Genomic DNA, 21,952 nt, shown 5'->3' with positions numbered 1-21,952 from the left:
TCAGGAAGTACAGGCCCTCCTGGAGCGGTGTCAGCGGCCATACGTCGGTGAGCGCGGGCAGCCGCCCCTGCAACGCCTCGACGTCCGGGCGGCTCAGCTCGACCAGCGGGAAGTCGGACGGGGTGTGGACGGGGGCGGCACGGTGCCGGGCGAAGGCCTCTAGCGCCCGGCACCACAGCCCGGCCAGGGCCCGCGCGTCGGCTTCGGCGAGAAGGCCGTCCCCGTACGACCACTGGCTGGTGAGGACGGGGCCGTCCTCGCCGTCGACGGTGGAGGCGATCACTTCGAGCGGGAAGAGGACGGGTGCCGGCACGGGGTGCGCACGGTGCAGCTCGGGCAGCGATTCGGGCGCGCCGCGCCAGGGGGCGTCGGCGTCCCCGTTTCCGGCGGCCGGCCGGCCGGCGCGGTCGAAGCGGCCCAGGTAGTTGAAAACGATCTCCGGGTCGTGGGAGCCGTCCGGGCGGCCCTCGGCCCGGCGCAGCAGCCCGTGTCCGATGCCCGCGTCCGGGGTGCGGCGCAGGTGTTCCTTGACCGTGGCCAGGAGCCGCTGGGCGGCCCCCGGGTCGGTGAGCGCCTCTCGCGGGGACACGCCCCCGGTGTCGAGGACCACCGGGTACCAGCTGGTGAACCAGCCGACGGTGGCGGACAGGTCGCTGCCGGGCAGCAGCGTCTCCTCCCGGCCGTGGCCCTCGACGGCGACGACGTCGCGGGGCCCGCCGTCCTGTCCGCGTTCGTGCCGCCAGGCGGCGAGGGCGACGGCGAGCGCGGCCACGAGGACATCGTGCACGGTGCCGTGCGCGAGGGCGGGGGCCTCGGTCAGCAGGGCGCGGGTGGTGGTGCTGTCCAGGGTGCGGCTCAGCGTGCGCACGGTGTCCCGGGTGTCGCGGGCGGGGTCGAAGGGCCGGTCGCCGAGGAGCGGGCGGGCCCGTTCGTCGCGTTCCCGCCACACCTCGGCCTCGGCGGTGTCCGCGCGTGCCCGGCCGGCGTCGGCGAGGGCGAGGGTCCACTGCCGGAAGGAGGTGCCGGCGGCGGGGGCGTCCCAGGTGCGGCCGTCGGCCGCGGCCCGGTGGGCGGCGGCGAGTTCGGGGAGCAGGACGCGCCAGGAGACGCCGTCCACCGCGAGGTGGTGCACGGCGAGCAGCAGCCGGCCCTCCCGGCCGGGGCCCCGGTCGCACCACAGGGCCCGCACCATCCGCCCCTGTTCGGGGTCGAGTCCGGCGACGGCGCGGGCGGCGTGCTCGGCGAGCAGGTCGGGCAGCGCGTCGTCGGCGGCGTCCGTGAGGTCCGCGTGCAGCAGCACGTCGGCCCCGCTCGGGGAGCCGGGTCCGGGCAGGTCCAGGGCGCGTTCCTCGCCCGCGCCGACGAGCCGGGCGCGCAGCACGGGGTGCCGGGTGAGCAGCGCGTCGAGGGCGGCGGTGAGGGTGGCGCGGGTCGTCCCGGGCGGTGTGACGAGGTGCTGGTACTGGTGCATGCCGTCCAGCGGGCCGCGGTCGAGCGCCCAGCGCATCAGCGGGGTGAGCGGGGCGCGCCCGGTGGCGGGCACGGGCGGCGGGGCGTCGCGCACGGCGTCGGTGGCGACGCGGGCGAGGGCGGCCGGCGTCCGGTGTTCGAAGACGTCCCTCGGGGTGAGGGTGAGGCCGCCGCGGCGGGCGCGGGCGACGAGCTGGAGGGAGAGGATGCTGTCGCCGCCGAGGGCGAAGAAGCTGTCCTCGGCGCCGGCTTCCGGCACCCCGAGCAGTTCGGCGAACAGGCCGGTGAGCATCGCCTCGCGCATGCCGCGCGGGGCGATGCCGGTGGCGTCGGCGGCGAGGTCGGGGGCGGGCAGCGCGGCCCGGTCGAGCTTGCCGCTGGGGGTCAGGGGCAGCCGGTCCACGGCGATCAGGGCGGTGGGCACCATGTGCTCGGGAAGGTGCGCCGCCAGGTGCCCGAGGACATCCGCCTGTTCCCACCGGGTGCCGTCGGGCACCAGGTAGCCGACGAGGATGCGCCGGTCCGGCCGGTCCTCGCGGACCACGACCGCGCAGGCGGTGACATGGGGGTGGGCGGCGAGCACGGCCTCGATCTCGCCGGTCTCCACGCGCAGTCCGCGCAGTTTGACCTGGCCGTCGGCGCGGCCGACGAAGACCAGGGCGCCGTCGGGCCTGCGCCGCACCAGGTCCCCGGTGCGGTACATGCGGCTGCCGGGCGGTCCCCACGGGTGGGCGGGGAAGCGTTCGGCGGTCAGCGCCGGGCGGGCGTGGTAGCCGCGGGCGAGCTGGACGCCGGTGAGGTACAGCTCGCCGGTGACGCCGTCGGGCACCGGGCGCAGCCACGCGTCGAGCACGAGGGTCCCGGTGTTCCACACGGGGTGCCCGATCGGCACGGTGGAGGGGTCCCGGCCCGCCTCGACGGGCCAGGCGGTGACGTCGACGGCGGCCTCGGTGGGTCCGTACAGGTTGTGCAGCCGCACGCCGGGCAGGGCGGCCAGGAGTGCGTCGGCCACGGGGCCGGGCAGGGCCTCGCCGCTGGCGAAGACGGTGCGCAGGCTCGGGCAGCCCGCGGCCTCCTCGGCGGTGAAGGCGGCCAGCATGGACGGCACGAAGTGGGCGACGGTCACCTGGTGGCGCCGGATCGCGGCGGCCACCTCGGCGGGGTCGTGGTGGGCGCCGTCGGCGAGCACCACCAGGGGCACCGCGGCCAGGACCGGCCAGAAGAACTCCCAGACGGAGACGTCGAATCCGGCCGGGGTCTTCTGCAGGATCCGGTCGTGCGCGCCGAGCGGGTGGGCGGCGTCCATCCACAGCAGCCGGTTGAGGACGGCCCGGTGGCTGACGTCCACGCCCTTGGGGCGGCCGGTGGAACCGGAGGTGTACAGGACGTAGGCGGGGTCGTCGCCGCGCTGCGCGGGATGCGGGCCGACGGGTTCGGCGGCGGCCAGTTCCGCGCGGGTGGCGGGGTCGTCGAGCACCAGGAGCCGCACGCCGGGCGGGACGGGCAGCAGGTGGGTGCGCCCGGCGTCGGTGAGGAGTACTTCGGGGGCGCTGTCGGTGAGCTGGTGGGTGAGGCGTGCGGTGGGGTGGCCGGGGTCGAGGGGGACGTAGGCTCCGCCGGCCCGGTGCACCGCGTGCAGGGCGACGACCAGGTCCGTGGAGCGGGGCAGGGCGACGGCCACCCGGACGCCGGGGCCCACCCCGCGGTCGCGCAGCAGGCGGGCCAGGCGGCCGGTGCGGGCGTCGAGGGCGGCCCGGTCGAGGCTGCCGGCGTCGTCGATCAGGGCGGTGCGGCGGGGGTCCTCGGTGAGCCGGGCGGCGAGCAGGTGCGGCAGGGTGGTGTCGGGCAGCGGGTGCGGCTCACCGGTGCTCACGGCGCGCAGCCGTACGACGGTGTCCTCGTCGAGCAGGGGGACGCGCGTGAAGGGCACGTCGGGGGCGTCGGCGAGCGCGCCGAGCAGGCTCGCGTAGCGGTCGGCGAGGGCGCGTGCGGTGGACGCGTCGAACAGGGCGGTGCGGTAGGTGAGCTGACCGCCCAGGCCGTCGGTGCCCGCGCGTTCGGCGAGCGTGAAGGAGAGGTCGAACTTGGCGGTGCCGGGGTCCGCGCCGAGCAGGCTCACCTCGACGCCCGGGAAGGAGGGGGCCTCGCCGGTGAGGTTCTGGAAGGCCAGCATCACCTGGAACAGGGGGTGCCGGGAGAGCACGCGTTGCGGGGCGAGCAGTTCCACGAGCCGCTCGAAGGGCAGGTCGGCGTGGTCGAAGGCGGCCAGGTCCGTCTCCCGGACCCGGCCGAGGAGTTCACGGAAGCTGGGGTTGCCGGAGAGGTCGGTGCGCAGCACCAGGGTGTTGACGAAGAAGCCGACCAGGTCGTCGAGGGCGGCGTCGGTGCGTCCGGCGACCGGCGTGCCGATCGGCAGGTCGGTGCCGGCGCCGTGTCCGGCCAGCAGCACGCCCAGGGCGGCCTGCGCGGCCATGAAGACGCTGGTGCCGGTCTCGGCGGTCAGGGCGCGCAGCGCGCGGTGCGCCCGCGCGGGCACGGTGAACTCCACGGTGGCGCCGGCGGGGTCGTCGGCGGCGGGGCGCGGGCGGTCGTAGGGGAGGGCGAGTTCCTGGGGTGCGCCGGCCAGTGCGGTCCGCCAGTGGGCGGCCTGGGTGGCCGCGGGGCTTCCCGGGGTGTCCTCGGCGCCGAGCACCTCACGCTGCCACAGCGCGTAGTCGCCGTAGGTGACGGGCAGTTCGGGCCAGCCGGGCGCGCGGCCCGCGGCGCGGGCGGCGTAGGCGGTGCGCAGGTCGGCCGTCAGGGGGCGCATCGACCACTCGTCGCCGGCGATGTGGTGCAGCATCACGGTGAGCACGTGGTCGGGACCGCGGCGCAGCAGCCGCATCCGCAGCGGGATGTGGCGGGTGAGGTCGACGGCCGCGGTCGCCTCGGCGCGCAGTGCCTCGGCCAGGCCGTCCTCCCCCACCGTGCGCGGCTCCAGGGGCAGGGTGCGCAGGGCGCTCTCCGCGTCGACGACCTCCTGGTAGGGGGTGCCGTCGGCGTCCGGGAAGACGGTCCGCAGGCTCTCGTGGCGCCGCAGCAGGTCGCCGACGGCGGCGCGCAGCGCCGGCACGTCGAGCCCGGGGCCCAGTCGCAGCGCGAAGAAGAGGTTGTAGGTGGGGCTCGGGCCCTCCAGGCGGTGCAGGAACCACAGCCTGAGCTGTGCGAAGGACAGGGGCAGCCGCTCGCCGGGCTCACGGGTGCGCCGGGTGAGCGGCAGGCGTCCGCCGGGCCGGGGCAGGACCGTCGCGGCGAGCGCGGCGGGCGTGGGGTGTTCGAAGATGTCGCGCAGGGCGATGTCGGTGCCGAACGCGTCGCGGATCCGGTTGGCGAGGCGCAGGGCGAGCAGGGAGTGGCCGCCGAGGGCGAAGAAGTCGTCGTCGGCGCCGGCCGAGGGCAGGCCGAGCACGTCGGCGAACAGCCCGGTCAGCACCTCCTCCCTCGGGTCGCGGGGTGCCCGGGAGGGCGCGGCGGCGAACCCGGGGTCGGGCAGCCGGCCCCGGTCGACCTTGCCGTTGGCGGTCAGCGGCAGTTCCGCCAGCGGCACCAGCACCGACGGCACCAGGTGGTCGGGCAGGCGGGCGGCGAGGTGGTCGCGCAGGCCCTCGGTGTCGCCGGTGACGTGGGCGACGAGCCGTACGGCTCCGCTGGTGTCGGTCTGCCCGGTGACGACGGCGTCGCCGACGCCGGGGTGGGCGCGCAGCACGGCCTCGATCTCGCCGGGTTCGACGCGGTGGCCGCGCACCTTGAGCTGGTGGTCGGCGCGGCCGAGGACGCGCAGGGTGCCGTCGGGGCGCCACTCGGCGATGTCGCCGGTGCGGTAGAGGCGTTCGCCCGGGGCGCCGCAGGGGTCGGCGACGAAGCGGGTGGCGGTCTGGCCGGGCCTGCCGAGGTAGCCGGCCGCGACTCCGGCGCCGCCGATGTACAGCTCGCCGGGTGTGCCCTGCGGCACCGGCCTGAGCCAGCCGTCGAGGACGTGCAGGCTGGTGTTGCGCAGGGCGGTGCCGACGTGCGGGACCGGGGCGGGGGGCGGGAGTTCGGCGGCGGTCGACCAGACGGTGGTCTCGGTCGGGCCGTAGAGGTTGACGAGCCGGGCGCCGCCCTCGGCGAGGCGTGCGGCGAGGTCCGGGGCGAGGGGTTCGCCGCCGCTCAGCACGGTCAGGCCGGTGAGGATCCCCGGCTCGGTCTCCACCAGCGCCCGCCACAGCGAGGGGGTGGCCTGGAGGATGCCGGCGCAGGTGCGGGCGGCGAGGTCCGCGAGGAGCCTCGGGTCGCGGACCTCGTCGCGGTCGGCGAGGACGACGGTGGCTCCGGTGACCAGCGGGGTGAACAGCTCCAGTACGGCGATGTCGAAGCTGACCGTGGTGACGGCGAGGAGCCGCTTGCCGGGGCCGGTCCCGACCACGTCGGCCATGGCGTCCAGCAGGTTGGCCAGGTTGCGGTGGGTGACGGCCACGCCCTTGGGTGTTCCGGTGGACCCGGAGGTGTGGATGACGTACGCCGTGCCGTGCGGGTGGGGGCGCACGGGCGTGAAGTGCTCGCGCGGTGCGGCCGGTTCGGCGTCGAGGACCGGGGAGCCGGGTTCGAGGAGCAGCAGCGGGCGTGCGTCGTCCAGCAGGTGGGCGATCCGCTCGGCGGGGAAGCCGGGGTCGACGGGCAGGTACGCGGCACCGGTGGCGGCGACGGCGAGGAGCGCGGCGACCAGGTCGGCGTCACGGGGCAGGGCGACACCGACCAGGGTCCCCGGCCCCGCGCCGCGTTCGGTCAGCCGGGCGGCGAGGACGGTGACGCGGTCGGCGAGCCGCCGGTAGGTCCACTCCTGTCCCTGGGCGACCAGTGCGGGCGCCGAGGGGGTGGCCGCCGCCTGGGCGAGGAAGCGCTCGGCGAGTCCGGCGCGGGTGACGGGCTCGCGCGGGCCGTCGAGGGCCTGGGGCGTGTCGCCGCCGGGGCGCAGGGTGTGCACCGGGCGGTCCGGTGCGGTGACGATGCCGGTGAGCAGGCCGGTCAGCAGGCGCGCGATGTGTTCGGTGGCCGCGCGGTCGAGGAGTTCCGGGCGGTGGTCGAGGGCGAGGGCGAGCCGGTCCTGTCCGGGCAGCGCGACCAGGACGAGCGGGTAGTGGGTGGCGTCGTGGCCCTCGGCCGCGGTGACCCGGAGTCCGGCGCGGGCCTCGGAGCGGCGCAGTCGCTCCCCGTCCACCGGGTAGTTCTCGAACAGGACGAGGGTGTCGAAGAGTTCGCGGTGGCCGCCGGCCCGCAGGATCTCGCTGAGCGACTCGTCCTGGTGGTCCATGAGGGCGGCCTGCCGGGCGGACATCTCGGCCACCAGGTCGGCGGGGGTGCTGTCGGGGCGGGCCGTGACGCGGGCGGGCACGGTGTTGATGAACAGTCCGATCATCGACTCCGCGCCGTCGAGGTCGGCGGGACGCCCGGACACGGTGACGCCGAAGACGACGTTGTCGCGTCCGGTGAGCAGGCCGAGGAGCAGACCCCAGGCGGTCTGGAGCACGGTGTTGACGGTGACCTGCCGGTCGCGGGCGAAGGCCGTCAGCCGCTCGGCGAGGCCGTCCGGCAGTTCGACCTCGACGCGCTCGGGCACGCCCGCGGGCATGCCGGCCGCCGCGGGCACGAGCCGGGTCGGTCCGTCCAGTCCGGCCAGTGCCTCGCGCCAGGCGCGCGTGGTGCTCTCGCGGTCGCGTTCGGCGAGGCGGCGCAGATGGTCGCGGTAGGGGCGCGGTGCCGGTTCGGGCTCGCCGCGGTAGAGGCCGAGCAGGTCGCGGACGAGCAGGGGGCCCGACCAGCCGTCGAGCAGGATGTGGTGCGAGGTGATCGCGAGGAGTTGGCGGTTCTCGCCGAGGCGTACGACGGTCAGTCGCATCAGCGGGGGCCGGGTGAGGTCGAACGGACGGGCGCGTTCGGCGGTGAGCAGGGCGCGGGCCGCCTGTTCGGCGCCCGCGTCGAGCCGGTGTTCGGCGAAGGGCATGTCGTAGTGCGTGGGCACGGCCTGTACGGGGTCGCCGCCGGGGCGGGAGTGGAAGCCCGCCCGCAGGTTGGGGTGGCGGTGCAGCAGGTGCCGGGCCGCCGCGCGCAGCCGCTCGCCGTCGAGGTCGCCCTCGAGGTCGAGGACGAGCTGTGTGGTGTAAACGTCGGGTCCCTCGCCCTCGGCGCCCAGGCCCGCCAGGAAGTACAGGCCCTCCTGGAGCGGCGAGAGGGGCAGCAGGTCGTCGAGCGGGCCCTGTTCCTCCAGGGCGTCGATCTCGTGCTGGGCCACGGTCACCAGGGGGAAGTCGGAGGGGGTGTGGCCGCCGGACGCGGGGTCCTCGGCCAGGCGCCGCAGGGTGTGCAGGGCGTCCAGCCAGAGTCCGGCCAGCCGTTCCACGGTGGCGGTGTCCAGGAGGCGTTCGGGGAAGCGGAAGGCGGCGTGCAGGACGGGGCCGTCCGGGGTTTCCACGGCGGAGGCGTCGAGCTGGAGGGTGTGCGAGGCGGGCAGCCGGGGGTCGGCGCCGCCGCCGAGGCCGCCGGTCGGCGCCGGGCTCCACGGGCGGGGCCCGGCGCCGGTGCCGCCGTCGCCGGGTGTGCCGAAGCGGCCGAGGTAGTTGTAGCCGATCTCGGGCTGCGGCAGCGCGGCGAGTTCGGCGCCGGTGGCGGGATCCAGGTGGCGCAGCAGCCCGTGGCCGATGCCGTGGTCGGGGGCCTTCCCGAGCTGTTCCTTGATGTGCTTGAGGGCCGCGTCGTGGGAGCCGGACGTGCCGGTGAGGTCCAGGCGCACCGGGTGGACGCTGGTGAACCAGCCGACGGTGCGGGACAGATCGGCGCCGGGCACCGCCTCTTCGACGCGCCCGTGGCCCTCCAGGTCGACCAGCACGGGCGCGGCGCTGCCGCGCAGGGTGTCAAGGGCCAGGGCGAGCGCGGTGAGCAGCACGGTGTCGGGGCCGGCGTGGTAGCGGGCCGCGAGGGGACCGAGCAGCACGGCGGCCGTGTCGGGCTCCAGCCGTACGGAGACGGTGCGCAGCGTGCCGTAGGTGTCCACGTCGGGGTCCAGCGGGGCGGCGAGCCGGCTCGGGCCGGCGGCGCCCGGGGCGGTGGGGTCGCCGGTGAGGACGGAGCGCCAGTGGGAGGTCTCCGCCTGCCGGGCCGGTTGTGCGGCGGCCCGGGTGAGGCCGCTCGCCCAGGTGCGCCACGGGGTGCCGACCGGGGGGAGGGCGGTGGGGGTGCCGGTGCGGGCGGCCTCGAAGGCGGTGGCGAGGTCGTCGGTCAGCACCCGCCAGGACACGCCGTCGACGACGGCGTGGTGGACGAGCACGGCCAGCAGTCCGCCCCGGTCGGGGCCCGCGTCGAGCCATACGGCGCGCAGCATGGTGCCGGCGTGCGGGTCGAGGTCGCGGGCGGCCAGGGCGGCGTGCTCGCCGAGCGCCGTGTCGAGTTCGGCCCCGGGCAGGCCGACCGCGTCGACGCGGGTGAGCAGCGAGGCGGCGTCCGGGGTGCCGGGCGGCGGGATGTCCAGGGCGTCGGCGGTGAGGCGGGCGCGCAGGGCGCCGTGGTGGGCGAGGACCTGGGCGAGTCCGGCGCGCAGGTGCTCGGCCCGGGTGCCGGGCGGGGTGTGCAGCACGGTGGACTGGTGGTAGTCGGCGATGGGGCCGCCGCGCTCGACCAGTCGGCGCAGGATCGGGGTGAGCGGGGCGCGGCCCGTGTCGTCGCCGGCGGCCGGGGCCTCGGTGTCGGCGCGGCGGGCGAGCCGGGCCAGGGCCTCCACGGTGCGGCCCTCGAACACGTCCCGGGGGCGCAGCAGCAGTCCCTTGCGGCGGGCCGCGCCGACGAGCTGAATGGAGGAGATGCTGTCGCCGCCGAGCGCGAAGAAGCCGTCCTGGGCGCCGACGCCGGGGACGCCGAGGATCTCGGTGAACAGTGCGGCGAGTACCCGCTCGGTCTCCGTGCGGGGCGGGGCGCCGCTCGTGGCGGTGGTGAACTCGGGGGCGGGCAGCGCGGCCCGGTCGATCTTGTTGGCGCGGGTCAGCGGCAGCGCGTCGAGGACGACCAGGGCGGAGGGCACCATGTGCTCGGGCAGCGACTCGCCCGCCCAGGCGGCCACTTCGGCCAGTGCGGGCCGTCGTTCACCGGCCGGTACGACGTGGGCGACCAGGCGCTTCACCCCGCGGTCGTCCTCGTGTCCGGTGACCACGGCACGGGCGATGTCGGGGTGCCCGGTGAGGACGGCCTCGACCTCCGCGGGCTCGATGCGAAAGCCGCGGATCTTCAGCTGGTGGTCGGTGCGGCCCGCGTACTCCAGCTCCCCGGCCGCGTTCCAGCGGGCCAGGTCGCCGGTGCGGTACATGCGGGTGCCGGGCCCGGTGAAGGGGCAGGCGACGAAGCGGTCGGCGGTGCTGCCGGGGCGGCCGAGGTAGCCGCGGGCCAGGCCGACGCCGGCGATGTACAGCTCGCCCAGGACGCCGGGGGCGACGGGGCGCAGATGGCGGTCGAGGACGTAGGCGCGCTTGTTGACGTCGGGCGGGCCGATGGGGACGGGGCCGCCGGTCCAGTCGCGGGGCACGGGCCAGGTGGCGGAGTTCACCACGGCTTCGGTGGGTCCGTAGGCGTTGTGGAGGCGGTGGCGGGCGGTCCAGGCGCGGATGACCTCGGGCGGCAGTGCCTCGGTGCCGACGACGAGTTCCAGGCCGGCGGGCAGGCCGGCGTCCGTCGGCAGGCTGGCGACGACGGAGGGCGGGATGACCGCGAGGCCGATGTCCGCCTCGCGCAGGAAGGAGGTCAGGGGTTCACCGGCGCGCCGCTCCTCGGGGACGACGACGAGGGTGGCGCCGGAGAACAGGGAGTTGGCCAGCTCGCAGAAGGTGACGTTGAAGCTGGGCGAGGCGAACTGGGTGACGCGGTCCCCGGGCCGGGTACGGAAGCAGGCGTTGGCCCAGGCGACGAGGTCGGCCAGCGGGCGGTGCGGGACCACCACGCCCTTGGGTTCGCCGGTGGATCCGGAGGTGAAGATGACGTAGGCGCCGTTGTCCAGTCGCAGCGGTGCCCGGCGGTCGGTGTCGACGGGGTTGTGGGCGGGTCCGCCGGTGACGAGGTCGGGGTGGACGACGGCGGCGTCCTCGGCCCAGTGGCCGGCGGCGGTGCCGGAGAGGGTGAGTACGACGCGGGCGTCCAGGCGGCGCACGAGCCGGGACAGGCGCTCCGCCGGGTAGTCCGGGTCGAGGGGGGCGAAGACGCCGCCGGCCTTGGCGATGGCCAGCATGGCCACCTCGGTGTGCGCGCCGCGCGGCAGTGCCGAGCCGACCGCGTCCTCGGGGCCCACGCCCAGGCCGATCAGGTGGTGCGCCAACCGGTTGGCGCGTGCGTTGAGTTCGGCGTAGGTGAGGGTGGTGGGACCGTCCACGACGGCGGGCAGGCCGGGGTGTGCGGCGACCTGCCGTTCGAAGAGCTGGGCGAGGGTGCCCGGTTCGACCTCGGTGGTGTCGGAGTTGAAGGTGTGCAGGACCTGTTGGCGTTCGTCGGCGGTGAGCAGGTCGAGGCGGGCCGGGGGACGTTCGGGGTCGCCGACGAGTCCGTCGGCGGCGCGGCGCAGCCGGGCGGCGATCCGTTCGGCGTCGGCGGCGCCGAAGGCGTCCTCCCGGTAGCGCAGCCGCAGGGTGAGGCCGCCGTCGGAGGTCTGGGCGGCGACCAGGGTGAGGGGGTAGTGGGTGGCGTCCCGGCCGGTGACGGCGGTGACGCGCAGGCCGTCGGCGTCCGTGTCCTGTTCGGTGCCGGTGCCGGTGTCGGTGCCGGTGTCCACCCAGTAGTTCTCGAAGACGCACAGGGTGTCGAAGAGGGGTCCGCCGGGACCGGCCAGGCGCTGGATGTCGGCGAGCGGGATGTGGTGGTGCGCCAGCAGCGCGGCCTGCTCCCGGGCGACGCGCCGTACGAGGTCCGCGAGGCCGAGGTCCGGGTCGGTGTCGAGGCGCACCCGCAACGGCAGGGTGTTGATGAACAGCCCCACCATGTGCTCCACGCCGGGCAGTTCGGCGGGGCGGCCGGAGACGGTGGTGCCGCAAACGATGTCCTCGCGTCCGGTGATCGCGGCCACGGCCAGCGCCCAGAGCGTCTGCACCACGACCGGGACCGTCACGTCGAGGCGGCGGGCCGTGGCGGTGAGCGCGGCGCCGAGGTCCGGACCGAGGTCCACGTCCAGGGTGGCCGGTTCGGCGGCCGGTGCGCCGGACAGGGCGGGGGCGACGACGGTGGGGCCGTCGAGTCCGTCCAGGGCGTGCCGCCAGGCGGCCTCGTCGGCGCTCCGGTCGCGGCGGGCGGCCCAGGCGAGGTAGTCGCGGTACGGCGGGACGGCCGGCAGGGTCTCGGCCGCGCCGTCCGCGCGGTGCAGGGCGAACAGCTCCTGGAGGACGCGGGCGGTGGACCAGCCGTCGAGCAGCAGGTGGTGGTGGCTGAAGAGGAGGCGGTGGTGCTCCTCCCCCAGCCTGACCAGTGTGAAGCGGATCAGCGGGGGTGTGGCCAGGTCGAACCGGGCGGTGCGGTCGGCCGCGGTGAGCCCTTCCAGGCGCTCGGCCGCCTCCTTCGGGTCCGTGCCGGACAGGTCGACCTCGGTCCAGGGCAGCTCCACCCGGTGCGGGATCAGGGTGACGGGCTCGCCGTTCCTGCGCTGCCGGAAGGCGGCCATCAGGTTGGGGTGCCGCTGGAGCAGGGCCTCGGCGGCACGGCGCAGCCGGGGGGCGTCGAGCGGGCCGCGCAGTTCCACCGCGATCTGCACGGTGTAGACGTCCAGCGCGCCGTCGTCGTAGGACGACAGGAAGTACAGCCCCTGCTGGAGCGGGGAGAGCGGGAGCAGGTCTCGCAGCCCCGAGGGTGCGCCGGTGGTCACTGGGTCCTCCACTCGTCTTCGAATTCGTCGATCTCGTCCTGGGCGATCGTGAGCAGGCCGAGGTCGGACGGGGTGTGTCCGCCCGCCGTGGTGCGGGCCGCGGCCACGAGGGTGTCGAGGGCGCGGCGCCAGTCGTCGGCGAGTGCGGCGATGCGGTCGGCGGGCACGAGCCGTTCCGCGTACTGCCAGGTCACCGAGAGTTCGGTGCCCGAGGTGCGGTGCAGTGCCGCGATGTTCAGGTCGACCGCGAGGTCGACGCCGAGGGCCGCGGGTTCGCGCCACAGTGCCCCGGACTCCGGGGCGGGTGTCCACGCGGCCGTGCCCTCGCCCGTGGCGGACGGGTCGTCGGACACGTCGTAGCGGCCGAGGTAGTTGAAGCCGATGCGGGGTTCGGGCAGGGCGGCGAGCACCGGGCCGGATTGCGGGTCGAGATGGCGCAACCGGCCGTAGCCTGCGCCGTGGCCGGGGACGGACCGCAGCAGTTCCTTGACGTGCTTGAGGGCACGGCCGGCCTCGGCGGGTTCGGTGAGCGCGCGGGCCGGATCGGCGCCGCCCAGGCCGAGCCGCACGGGGTGGACGGTGGTGAACCAGCCCACGGTGCGGAAGGGTTCGCGCTCGCCGAGGACTTCCGCGTCCCGTCCGTGGCCCTCCAGGCGTACGAGCGGGTCGCCGCCGCCCTGCCAGGCGCCGGCGGCGAGGGCGAGGGCGGTCAGCAGCACGTCCTGCTCGGTGCAGTGGAAGGCGGCGGTCACCTCGCCGAGTGCCGCCTCGGCCGTCTCGGCGGGGACGCCTGTGACGTGTTGCCGGACGGTGTCGGGCGTGTCCCGCGCCGGGTCCGGGGCGGGCGGACCCGATGGGCCGCCGGCACCGGTCAACACCTCGGTCCAGTACGGCAGTTCCTCGCGGCAGTCGGGTGCCGTCCGGGCGAGGGCGCGGGCCCAGGTGCGGAAGGAGACCTCGACCGGCGGCAGGGGCCGGTCGGCCCCCTGCGTCGCGCACAGGTGTTCCAGGTCGGGCAGCAGCACCCGCCAGGACACGGCGTCGACGACCAGGTGGTGGGCGAGCAGCAGCAGTCGGCCGGTCCGCTCCCGGCCCCGGTCGAAGAAGACGGCGCGCAGCATCTCGCCGCTCTCCGGGTCGAGTTCGCGCACGGCGCGGGCGGACTCGCGGCGCACCGCCTCCGTCAGTCCGGTGCCGTCGCCGAGGACCTCCACCGTCCGCAGGACGGAGGCTCGCGGGGTCTTCTCGGGAACGTGCAGGGACCAGTCGCCCGAGGTGTCCAGCCGGGCGCGGAGCATCGCGTGGTGCTCCCTGAGCCGGTGCAGAGCCGCATCCAGCCGGTCGGCCGTGACCGCGGCGGGGACGGTGACGAGCACCGACTGGCTGAACCGCCGGTGGTCGCCGCCGCGTTCCCGCAGGGCGTGCATGACCGGGGTCGGGGGCACCTCACCGGTCCCGGGGTCGTGGACGGCCGTCTCCTCGGCCGCGGGCCGGGCGACGGTGGCCAGCGCCGCCGGGGTGCGCTGCTCGAACACCTGGCGCGGGGTGAGCAGCAGCCCGCGCCGCCGGGCCGCGCCGACCAGTTGGATGGAGGAGATGCTGTCCCCGCCGAGGGCGAAGAAGCTGTCGTGGGGGCCCGCGCCCGCCAGTGCGAGGAGGTCGGCGAAGAGTTCACACAGGACGGCCTCCGTGCTCCCCTGCGGTGCCGCGTCCGCGGAGCCCGTGCGCGGCCCGGGGAGGGGCAGTGCGGCCCGGTCGAGTTTGCCGGTGGCGGTGAGCGGGAGCGTGTCGAGGACCAGTACGTCGGCCGGCACCGTCGACGAGGGCAGCAGGGTGGCGAGACGGCCGATGAGGTCCGTGCCGGACAGGGTGTCGGATGCGGTGGTGACGTAGCCCAGCAGCCGCCCCTCGCGCACGAGTACGGCGGCCTCCCGCACGCCGGGGTGGCCGAGCAGCGCGGTGCGCACCTCGCCGGGCTCGACGCGGACCCCGGCCAGCTTCACCTGGTCGTCGGCCCGGCCGCCGAACTCCAGCTCGCCGTGCCGGTTCCAGCGGGCGAGGTCGCCGGTGCGGTAGAGCCGGGTGCCGGGCGGGCCGAAGGGGTCGGCGACGAACCGTTCCGCGGTGGCCGCGGGCCGCCCGAGGTAGCCGAGGGCGAGTTGGGCACCGGCGAGGTACAGCTCGCCGGTCACGCCCGGGAGCACCGGGCGCAGGGAGGCGTCGAGGACGAAGGCGCGGGTGCCGGCGCCGGGGCGGCCGAGCGGGACCATGGCCCGCTCGCCGGGGACGGCGGGGCGTGCGGTGACGTTGACGGCGGCCTCGGCGGGCCCGTACTGGTTGACGACCGTGGCGGGCAGCCGGTCGGCGCAGGCCCGCACCAGGGCGTCGTCCAGGGCCTCGCCGCCGCTGAAGATCCACTTGAGGCCGGTGCAGCGGGCCGCTTCGGGTTCGGCCGCGAACAGGGCGAGCATCGAGGGCACGAAGTGGACGGCGGTGACCTCGTGGCGCCGGATCAGGCCGGCCACGTACGCCGGGTCGAGGTGCCGGTCCGGTGGTACGACGACCAGGGCGGCGCCGTCGAGCAGCGGGCCGAAGATCTCCCACACCGAGACGTTGAAGCCGGGCGCGGCCTTGAGCAGCATGCGGTCCCCGGGGCCCAGCGGGTGGTTGCGCCGGGTCCAGCCGAGCCGGTTGGCGAGCGCGCCGTGCGGTACGACGACCGGCTTGGGCTCTCCGGTGGAGCCGGAGGTGTGGATGACGTAGGCGGGGCTTGAGGGGTGGGGTGCAGGGGCGGGGCTCTCGCCGGTGGGCGGGAGTTCGTCCGTCAGCAGGAGGCGCCAGGGCCCCTCGGCGGGCAGCAGGGCGCGGGTCGCCCGGTCGGTGACGACCGCGCGCGGCGGGTTCGCGGCGAGCACGCGGGCCAGCCGCGGTGCCGGGTGGGCGGGGTCCAGGGGCAGGTAGACGGCCCCGGCGTGGTGCGCGGCGTGGGCGGCGACGACCAGTTCAGCGGAGCGCGGCAGCAGCACGGCCACCAGGTCGCCGTCGCCCACCCCGGCGGCGCGCAGCGCGTCGGCCGCGCCCCGTACCCGCTCCAGGAGCGTCCCGAAGGTGAGGACCTCGTCGTCGGTGACGACCGCCGGGGCCTCGGGTGTGCGCGCCGCCTGTGCGGCGAAGTCCCGCGGCAGGCACGGCGGGGCCGCGACGGGCGGTTCGGCGCTGTTGAAGTCGACGAGGACCCGGTGGCGTTCGGGCCCGTCCCACACGTCCAGGGTGCTCAGCGGCGCGTCGGGGCGGGTGGCGAAGGCGGCCAGGACGCGCAGGAAGCGGGAGGCGAGTGCCTCGGCGGTCTCGTGGTCGAAGAGGTCGGTGCGGTAGGTGATGCCGCCGCCCAGGGCGCCGTCGGGGCCGGTGTCCCGCACCATCGTGAAGGTCAGGTCGAACTTGGCGGTGCCGGTGCGCACGGCCAGCGGGGTGCTGTCCAGGCCCGCGAAGGAGGGGCCCCGGGCGACCCGGGTCTGGTGGTTGAGCATCACCTGGAAGAGCGGGTGGCGGGAGAGCGAGCGTTCCACGTCGAGCACGTCGACGAGGCGTTCGAAGGGCACGTCGGCGTGGTCGAAGTCGTCCAGGTCCCGGTCCCGTACGCGCCGCACGAGCGCGGCCGGGGTGGGGTCGCCGCTCAGGTCGGTGCGCAGCACGAGCGTGTTGACGAAGAAGCCCACCATGGCGTGCAGGGCGGCCTCCTCGCGTCCGGCGACGAGGGTGCCCACGGGTATGTCGTCGCCCGCGCCCAGACGTTGGAGGAGTACGGCCAGGGCGGCGTGCGCGACCATGAACGGGGTCGCCCCGGTGCGCACGGTCAGCTCGGCGAGGCCCCGGCGGACGTGCTCGGGGACCTCGAACTCGACGACGCCGCCCTCGTGTCCGGCGCGCGGTCCGCGCGGGCGGTCGACCGGCAGCGGCAGCTCGGGCGGGGAGCCGGCGAGCCGCTCGCGCCAGTGGGCGATCTGCCGGGCGGCCGCGCTGTCCTCGGCGCTCTCCTCGCCGAGCACCTCGCGCTGCCACAGGGTGTGGTCGGCGTACTGCACGGGCAGGGCGGGTGTCCGCGGCGCGCGGCCCTCGGTCCGGGCGGCGTAGGCGGCCGAGAGGTCGTCGAGCAGCGGGCCCACCGACCACTCGTCGCCCGCTATGTGGTGCAGGACGAGCAGCAGCACGTCGCCGTCCGGGACCCGCAGGCACAGGGCGCGCAGCGGGATGTCGCGCGCCAGGTCGAAGGTCCTGGCGGCCTCCCGTTCCAGTACGGCGACGGCCGCCGGGTCCTCGGCGCGGGCGGCGGGCAGCACCCGCAGCTCCACCCGCGTCCGCGCCGGGTCCAGCACCTTCTGGTACGGCACTCCGTCGTGGTCGGGGTAGACGGTGCGCAGCACCTCGTGCCGGGTGACGAGATCGGTGAGCGCCTCCCGCAGGGCCGCCGTGTCGAGCGGGCCGGTCAGGCGCAGCGCGACGGGAACGTTGTACGCGGCGGACGGCTCGCTCTCCAGCCGGTCGAGGAACCACAGGCGCTGCTGGGCGGGTGACAGCGGGATCCGCTCGGGGCGCGCCGTGCCGGCCCGGGACTCCAGGGGCGGCGCGGTGCCGCCGCCGGGGCGGAGCAGTGCGGCGGTCGCCGCGGGGGTGCGCGCCTCCAGCAGGTCGCGCACGCTCAGCGCGGTGCCCAGGGCGGCGCGGACGGTGCCCGCGAGGCGCATGGCGAGCAGGGAGTGTCCGCCGAGGGCGAAGAAGTCGTCGTGCGGAGCGACGCTCTCCAGCCCGAGTGCCTCGGCGAACAGGCCGCACAGCAGCTCCTCGCGCGGACCGCCGCCCGTGCCGGGGGCGCCGCCCGCCGTCCGCGGCCCGGCCGGGGCCGGGAGCGCGGCCCGGTCGACCTTGCCGTTGGCGGTGAGCGGGATGTCGTCGACGGTGACCAGGGCCGCGGGCAGCAGGTAGGCGGGCAGCCGGGTCCGCAGTTCGGCGAGGAGCTGCTCCGCCGTGCGGGCCGGTTCGGCGGCGGGGACCGTGTAGCCGATCAGGGCGGGGCCGGTGGGCAGGTCGTCACGCAGGACCACGGCGGCGCGGGCGACGCCGTCGAGGGCGGCGAGCGCGGCCTCGGCCTCGCCGGGTTCGACGCGGTAGCCGCGCAGCTTGACCTGGTCGTCGGCGCGGCCCACGAAGTCCAGGGCGCCGTCGGGGCGTTGCCTGACCACGTCGCCGGTGCGGTACATCCGGCCGCCGCGCGCTCCGTGGGGGTCGGCGACGAAGCGCTCGGCGGTCAGGTCCGGCCGGCCCAGGTAGCCGCGGGCCAGTCCGGCACCGGCGAGGTACAGCTCTCCGGGTACGCCGGGCGCCACGGGCCGCAGTGCCGGGTCGAGGACGCGCGCGGCGATGCCGTCCAGGGGGTGGCCGATCGGCAGCGGTCCGTCGAGGGCGGCGGGGTCCACGGGTCCCGCGGTGGCGAACGTGGTCGTCTCGGTGGGTCCGTAGCCGTTGACCACGCGCAGGCCGGGTGCGGCGGCGAGGGCGGCCCGCACCGCCGTCGGCGGCACGACGGCGCCGCCGGTCCACACCTCACGCAGACCGGTGAACGCCTCCGGGACCTCCTGGGCGAGCAGGTCGAACAGGCCGGCGGTGAACCAGGCCGCGTCGACGAGGCCTTGGCGCAGCAGTTCGCGCCAGTGCCGCGGGTCCATCGCCTCGTCCGGTGCCAGGACGATCTCGCCGCCGCTCAGCAGCGGCACCCACAGCTCGTAGGTCGAGGCGTCGAAGGAGTGCGGGGAGTGCAGCAGCACCCGGCGGTGCGCGTCGGGGGCGAACCGGGAGTCGGCGGCGAGCGCCCGCACATCGTCCTGTGTGACGGCCACGCCCTTGGGCTCGCCGGTGGACCCGGAGGTGTACATCACGTAGGCGAGGGCCGCGCCGGGGACGCGGGCCGGTTGTCCGGCGGCGTGCGTGCCCGGGTCCGGGTTTTCGGCGAGTACGGGGCGGCCGTCCGCGATGTCGGTGCCGGTGCCGGTGTCAGTGTCAGTGTCAGTGTCAGTTGCGGTGATCAGGGCGACGGCCTCGGCGGCGTTCAGGACGGTGCGGGAGCGGTGGGCGGGCCAGTCGGGGTGCAGGGGCAGGTAGGCGGCGCCGGCCCAGTTCACCGCGAGCAGGGCGACGATCAGTTCGGGCGAGCGCGGCAGCAGTACCCCGACCGTCGTCTCGGGTCCGGCGCCGGCCGTGCGCAGCCGGGCGGCGAACCCGGCCGCCCGGCCGGCGAGTTCGGCGTAGGTGAGGACCGGCGTGCCGTCCGGGGCGCGTACCGCGACGGCCTCGGGGGCCGCCGCCGCGTGCCGGGCGACCACGCCGGCCGGGGAGAGCCCTCCGTCCGGGTGGCGGAGCGCGCTCGGCGTCGCGGGGGCGGGCGCGGCGGGCAGTACGTCGAGTGCGCCGGAGGGGCGGTGGAGGTCGCCGGCGAGGGCTTCGAGAGCGCCGGCCAGTGCGTCCAGGACGCGGCGGGCCCTCTCCCCGTCGAACAGGTCGCTCCGGTGCTTGAGCACGAGCCTGATCCGGCCGCCGTGCGCGGTGGTGGAGAGGGTCAGCGGGTAGTGCGTCGCGTCCCGGCCGCCGACCCCGCGCACCGTGAGCCCGGCCGCCGTCTCGCTCGCGGAGAGCGCGTCCTCGTCGAACGGGTAGTTCTCGAAGACCGTCATGGTGTCGAACAGGACCGGCAGACCGGCCTCGCGCTGGAGGTCGGCGAGCCCGATGTGCTGGTGGTCGAGCAGGGCCGCCTGGCTCTCGTGCAGGGCGGTGACGATGTCGTGCAGGCTCCTGCCGGGTGCCGTGTCCACGCGCACCGGCAGGGTGTTGACGAACAGGCCGAGCATGGAGCCGGCGCCGGGAAGGTCGGCGGGGCGGCCGGAGACGGCGGCGCCGAACACCACGTCGGTGCGTCCGGTCAGCCGGGACAGGACCAGCGCCCAGCCGGTCTGCACCAGGGTGTTGAGGGTGGTGCCGCTCGCGCGGGCCGCCGCCTCCAGGGCGTTTGCGAGGCCGGCCGGCAGGACGTGCTCGCTCTCGCCGGGCTCCTGGGCGCCGGCGGTGTCCGTGCCGGTCGTGCCGTCCGCGACGAGCGAGGGCGCCTCCAGGCCGTGCAGTTCCCGGCGCCATGCATCGAGGGCCGCCTCCCGGTCCTGGCGGGCGAGCCAGGCCAGGTGGTCCGCGTAGGGCCTGCGGGGTGCGGGGGCGCCGCCCGCGTACGCGGTGAACAGGTCGGTGAGCAGCAGGGGCGAGGACCAGCCGTCGAGCAGGAGATGGTGGCTGGTGAACAGCAGGCGCCAGGTGTCGTCGGCGAGCCGGGCCAGGGTGAGGCGGACCAGGGGCGGGGCGTCGAGGTCGAAGCGCCGGGTGCGGTCCTCCAGGGCCAGTCGGGGCAGCTCGCCGGGCCGGCCGCGCAGGTCGGCCTCGCGCCAGTCCACCGGCGTGGGATCGGCGACGTACTGCACGAGGCGGCCGGTCGACAGCTGGCGGAAGCCCGCCCGCAGCACCTCGTGCCGGTCCACCACGCTCTGGGCCGCGCGGCGCAGCCGGTCGGCGTCCAGAGCGCCGGTCAGCTCCAGTTCGAGCTGGACGAGGTAGAACGTTGGGGGCGTCGGGGTCGGACAGCGCGTGGTAGGCCAGTCCCTCCTGGAGCGGGCTGAGCGGCATGAGCGTGTGCGGCACGGGTCCGGCCGCCGCGATCTCGGCGATCTCGGCCCGGGTGGGCGCGAGCAGGGGGAAGTCGCCGGGTGTCGGGCCGGCGAAGCCCGACTCCCCGGCCCGCCGCACCAGTTCGGTGAGGCTGTCGGTGAAGCGCAGGGCCAGTTCGTCGATCTGCCGGTGGTCCAGGGCGTCGCCCGCGTATGTCCAGCGCAGGGTCATCACCGGTCCGTCGGGGCCGTCGAGCGTGGAGGCGTGCAGTTCGAGGACGTGTCCGTCGGTCAGGGCGGGCAGGGCGCCGGTGTCGACGGCGTCCGACTCGGGCGCGGGGCCCCAGTGGCCGCCCCGCTCGGGGGAGCCGAAACGGCCGAGGTAGTTGAAGCCGATTCGGGCTCCGCCCGCGGCCTGGTCGTACAGGAGCCCGTAGCCCGTGCCGTGCCGCGGCACCGCGCGCAGGGACTCCTTGACGCTCTTCACGGCCTCGCCGGTGTGCCCGTCGCCGCACCGCAGGCGGACGGGGTACTGGGTGGTGAACCATCCGACGGTGCGGGAGAGTTCGGCGCCCTCCAGAAGGTCCTCGTGCCGGCCGTGGGATTCCAGGTCGACGAGGACGCCGCCCTCCCCCGGGTTCAGGGCTCGGGCCAGGGCGCCGAGGAGGATCTCGTCGGGGCCCGCGCGGAAGGCGGCGCAGACCCGGGTGAGCAGGTCGCCGGTGAGGGCGGCGGGCAGCACCGTACGCAGTTCGACGGGTTCTCCGGTGCTCTCCGTCGCGGTGAACGGCTCTGTCGCCGCGGCCAGTTCGGTGTCCCAGTAGGCGCGCTCGGCGGCGAAGTCGCCTGCCGCGTCCCACAGTCCGCGGGCCCACTGTCCGAAGGGGGTGCCCGTGGGCGGCGGCACCTCGGCGCCCCGGGCCGCGCGCTCCAGGTCGGCCAGCAGGATCCGCCAGGACACCCCGTCGACGACCAGGTGGTGCGCGACCAGCAGCAGCCGCCCGTCCCTGCCCTGCCCGCGCGGGAAGTACACGGCCCGCACCATGCGGCCCCCGGCGGGGTCGAGGTGCTGGACGGCGGCTCGGGAGTGCTCGGTGATCAGCAGCCGCAGGGCGTGCTGGTCCGCACCGGTCGCGTCGGCCACGGTGAACTCGTGGGTGGCCGTGTCCGCGGTCGTGAGGACCGTCCGCCCGTCCGTGCCCGTGGTGGTGCGGGCGCGCAGCATGCCGTGCGCGGCGACCACGGCGTCCAGGCCCCGGCGCAGGGCGTGTTCCCCGAGGTCCGCCGGGACGGTGAGCAGCATGGCCTGGTGGAAGGTGCGCCAGTGCTCCGGCCGGCGTTCCAGCCAGCGCATGAGCGGGGTGAGCGGGACCGGGCCGGTGTCCCGCGCGCCGTCGGCGCGGGCGCGCATGGGCCGGACGGCGGCGGCCAGGGCGTGCGGGGTGCGCAGCTCGAACACCTGGCGGGCGGAGAGGTCGAGTCCCGCGGCACGGGCGCGGGCGACCAGTTGGATGGAGGAGATGCTGTCGCCGCCGAGCGCGAAGAAGGAGTCGTCGGCGGCGACCTGGTCCAGGTTCAGTACGTCGCCGAACAGGGCGGCCAGTTCACCGGCGGGGCCGTCCGCGGCCGGTGCCACCGCGGTGGCGCGGACCGGCGCGGGCAGGGCCGTGCGGTCGACCTTGCCGTTGGGGCTCAGCGGCAGGGCGTCGAGGACGACCAGCCTGGAGGGCACCAGGTGGTCGGGGAGTTCGCGCGCGAGGGCGTCCAGGAGTGCCTGCTCGGTGGGCTCGGTGCCGGGCTCGGGCACCGGATAGCCGACCAGCATCGGCCGGCCCGGGGTGTCCTCGCGGAGCACGGCGGCTGCCTGCCGGATTCCGGGCAGTGC

General features: G+C 76.2%; 1 protein-coding gene and 4 pseudogenes. All 5 read right to left on the bottom strand.

From position 1 onward, the window contains the following. Positions 1 to 130: 130 nt before the first annotated feature. Positions 131 to 1,699: pseudogene (locus tag AC4IHM_RS31775) on the bottom strand (condensation domain-containing protein); the annotation flags it as partial. A 183-nt stretch (positions 1,700 to 1,882) separates the two neighbouring features. Then, positions 1,883 to 4,882, bottom strand: a pseudogene (locus AC4IHM_RS31770) (non-ribosomal peptide synthetase); the annotation flags it as partial. A 177-nt stretch (positions 4,883 to 5,059) separates the two neighbouring features. Continuing rightward, positions 5,060 to 12,367 (bottom strand): annotated as a pseudogene (locus tag AC4IHM_RS31765) (amino acid adenylation domain-containing protein); the annotation flags it as partial. Next, on the bottom strand, positions 12,364 to 19,965 hold the full coding sequence (locus AC4IHM_RS31760; RefSeq protein WP_490870997.1) for an amino acid adenylation domain-containing protein: 7,602 nt from the start codon (positions 19,963 to 19,965) through the stop codon (positions 12,364 to 12,366). The gene AC4IHM_RS31760 and the pseudogene AC4IHM_RS31765, both read right to left, overlap by 4 nt. Positions 19,966 to 20,179: 214 nt before the next feature. After that, a pseudogene (locus tag AC4IHM_RS31755) lies at positions 20,180 to 21,913 on the bottom strand (condensation domain-containing protein); the annotation flags it as partial. Positions 21,914 to 21,952 lie beyond the last annotated feature (39 nt).

It is taken from the genome of Streptomyces sp. SL06 (genome assembly GCF_058244745.1).
Note: the sequence above shows the minus strand (reverse complement) of the source record. Positions and strands in the feature narration are given on the sequence as shown.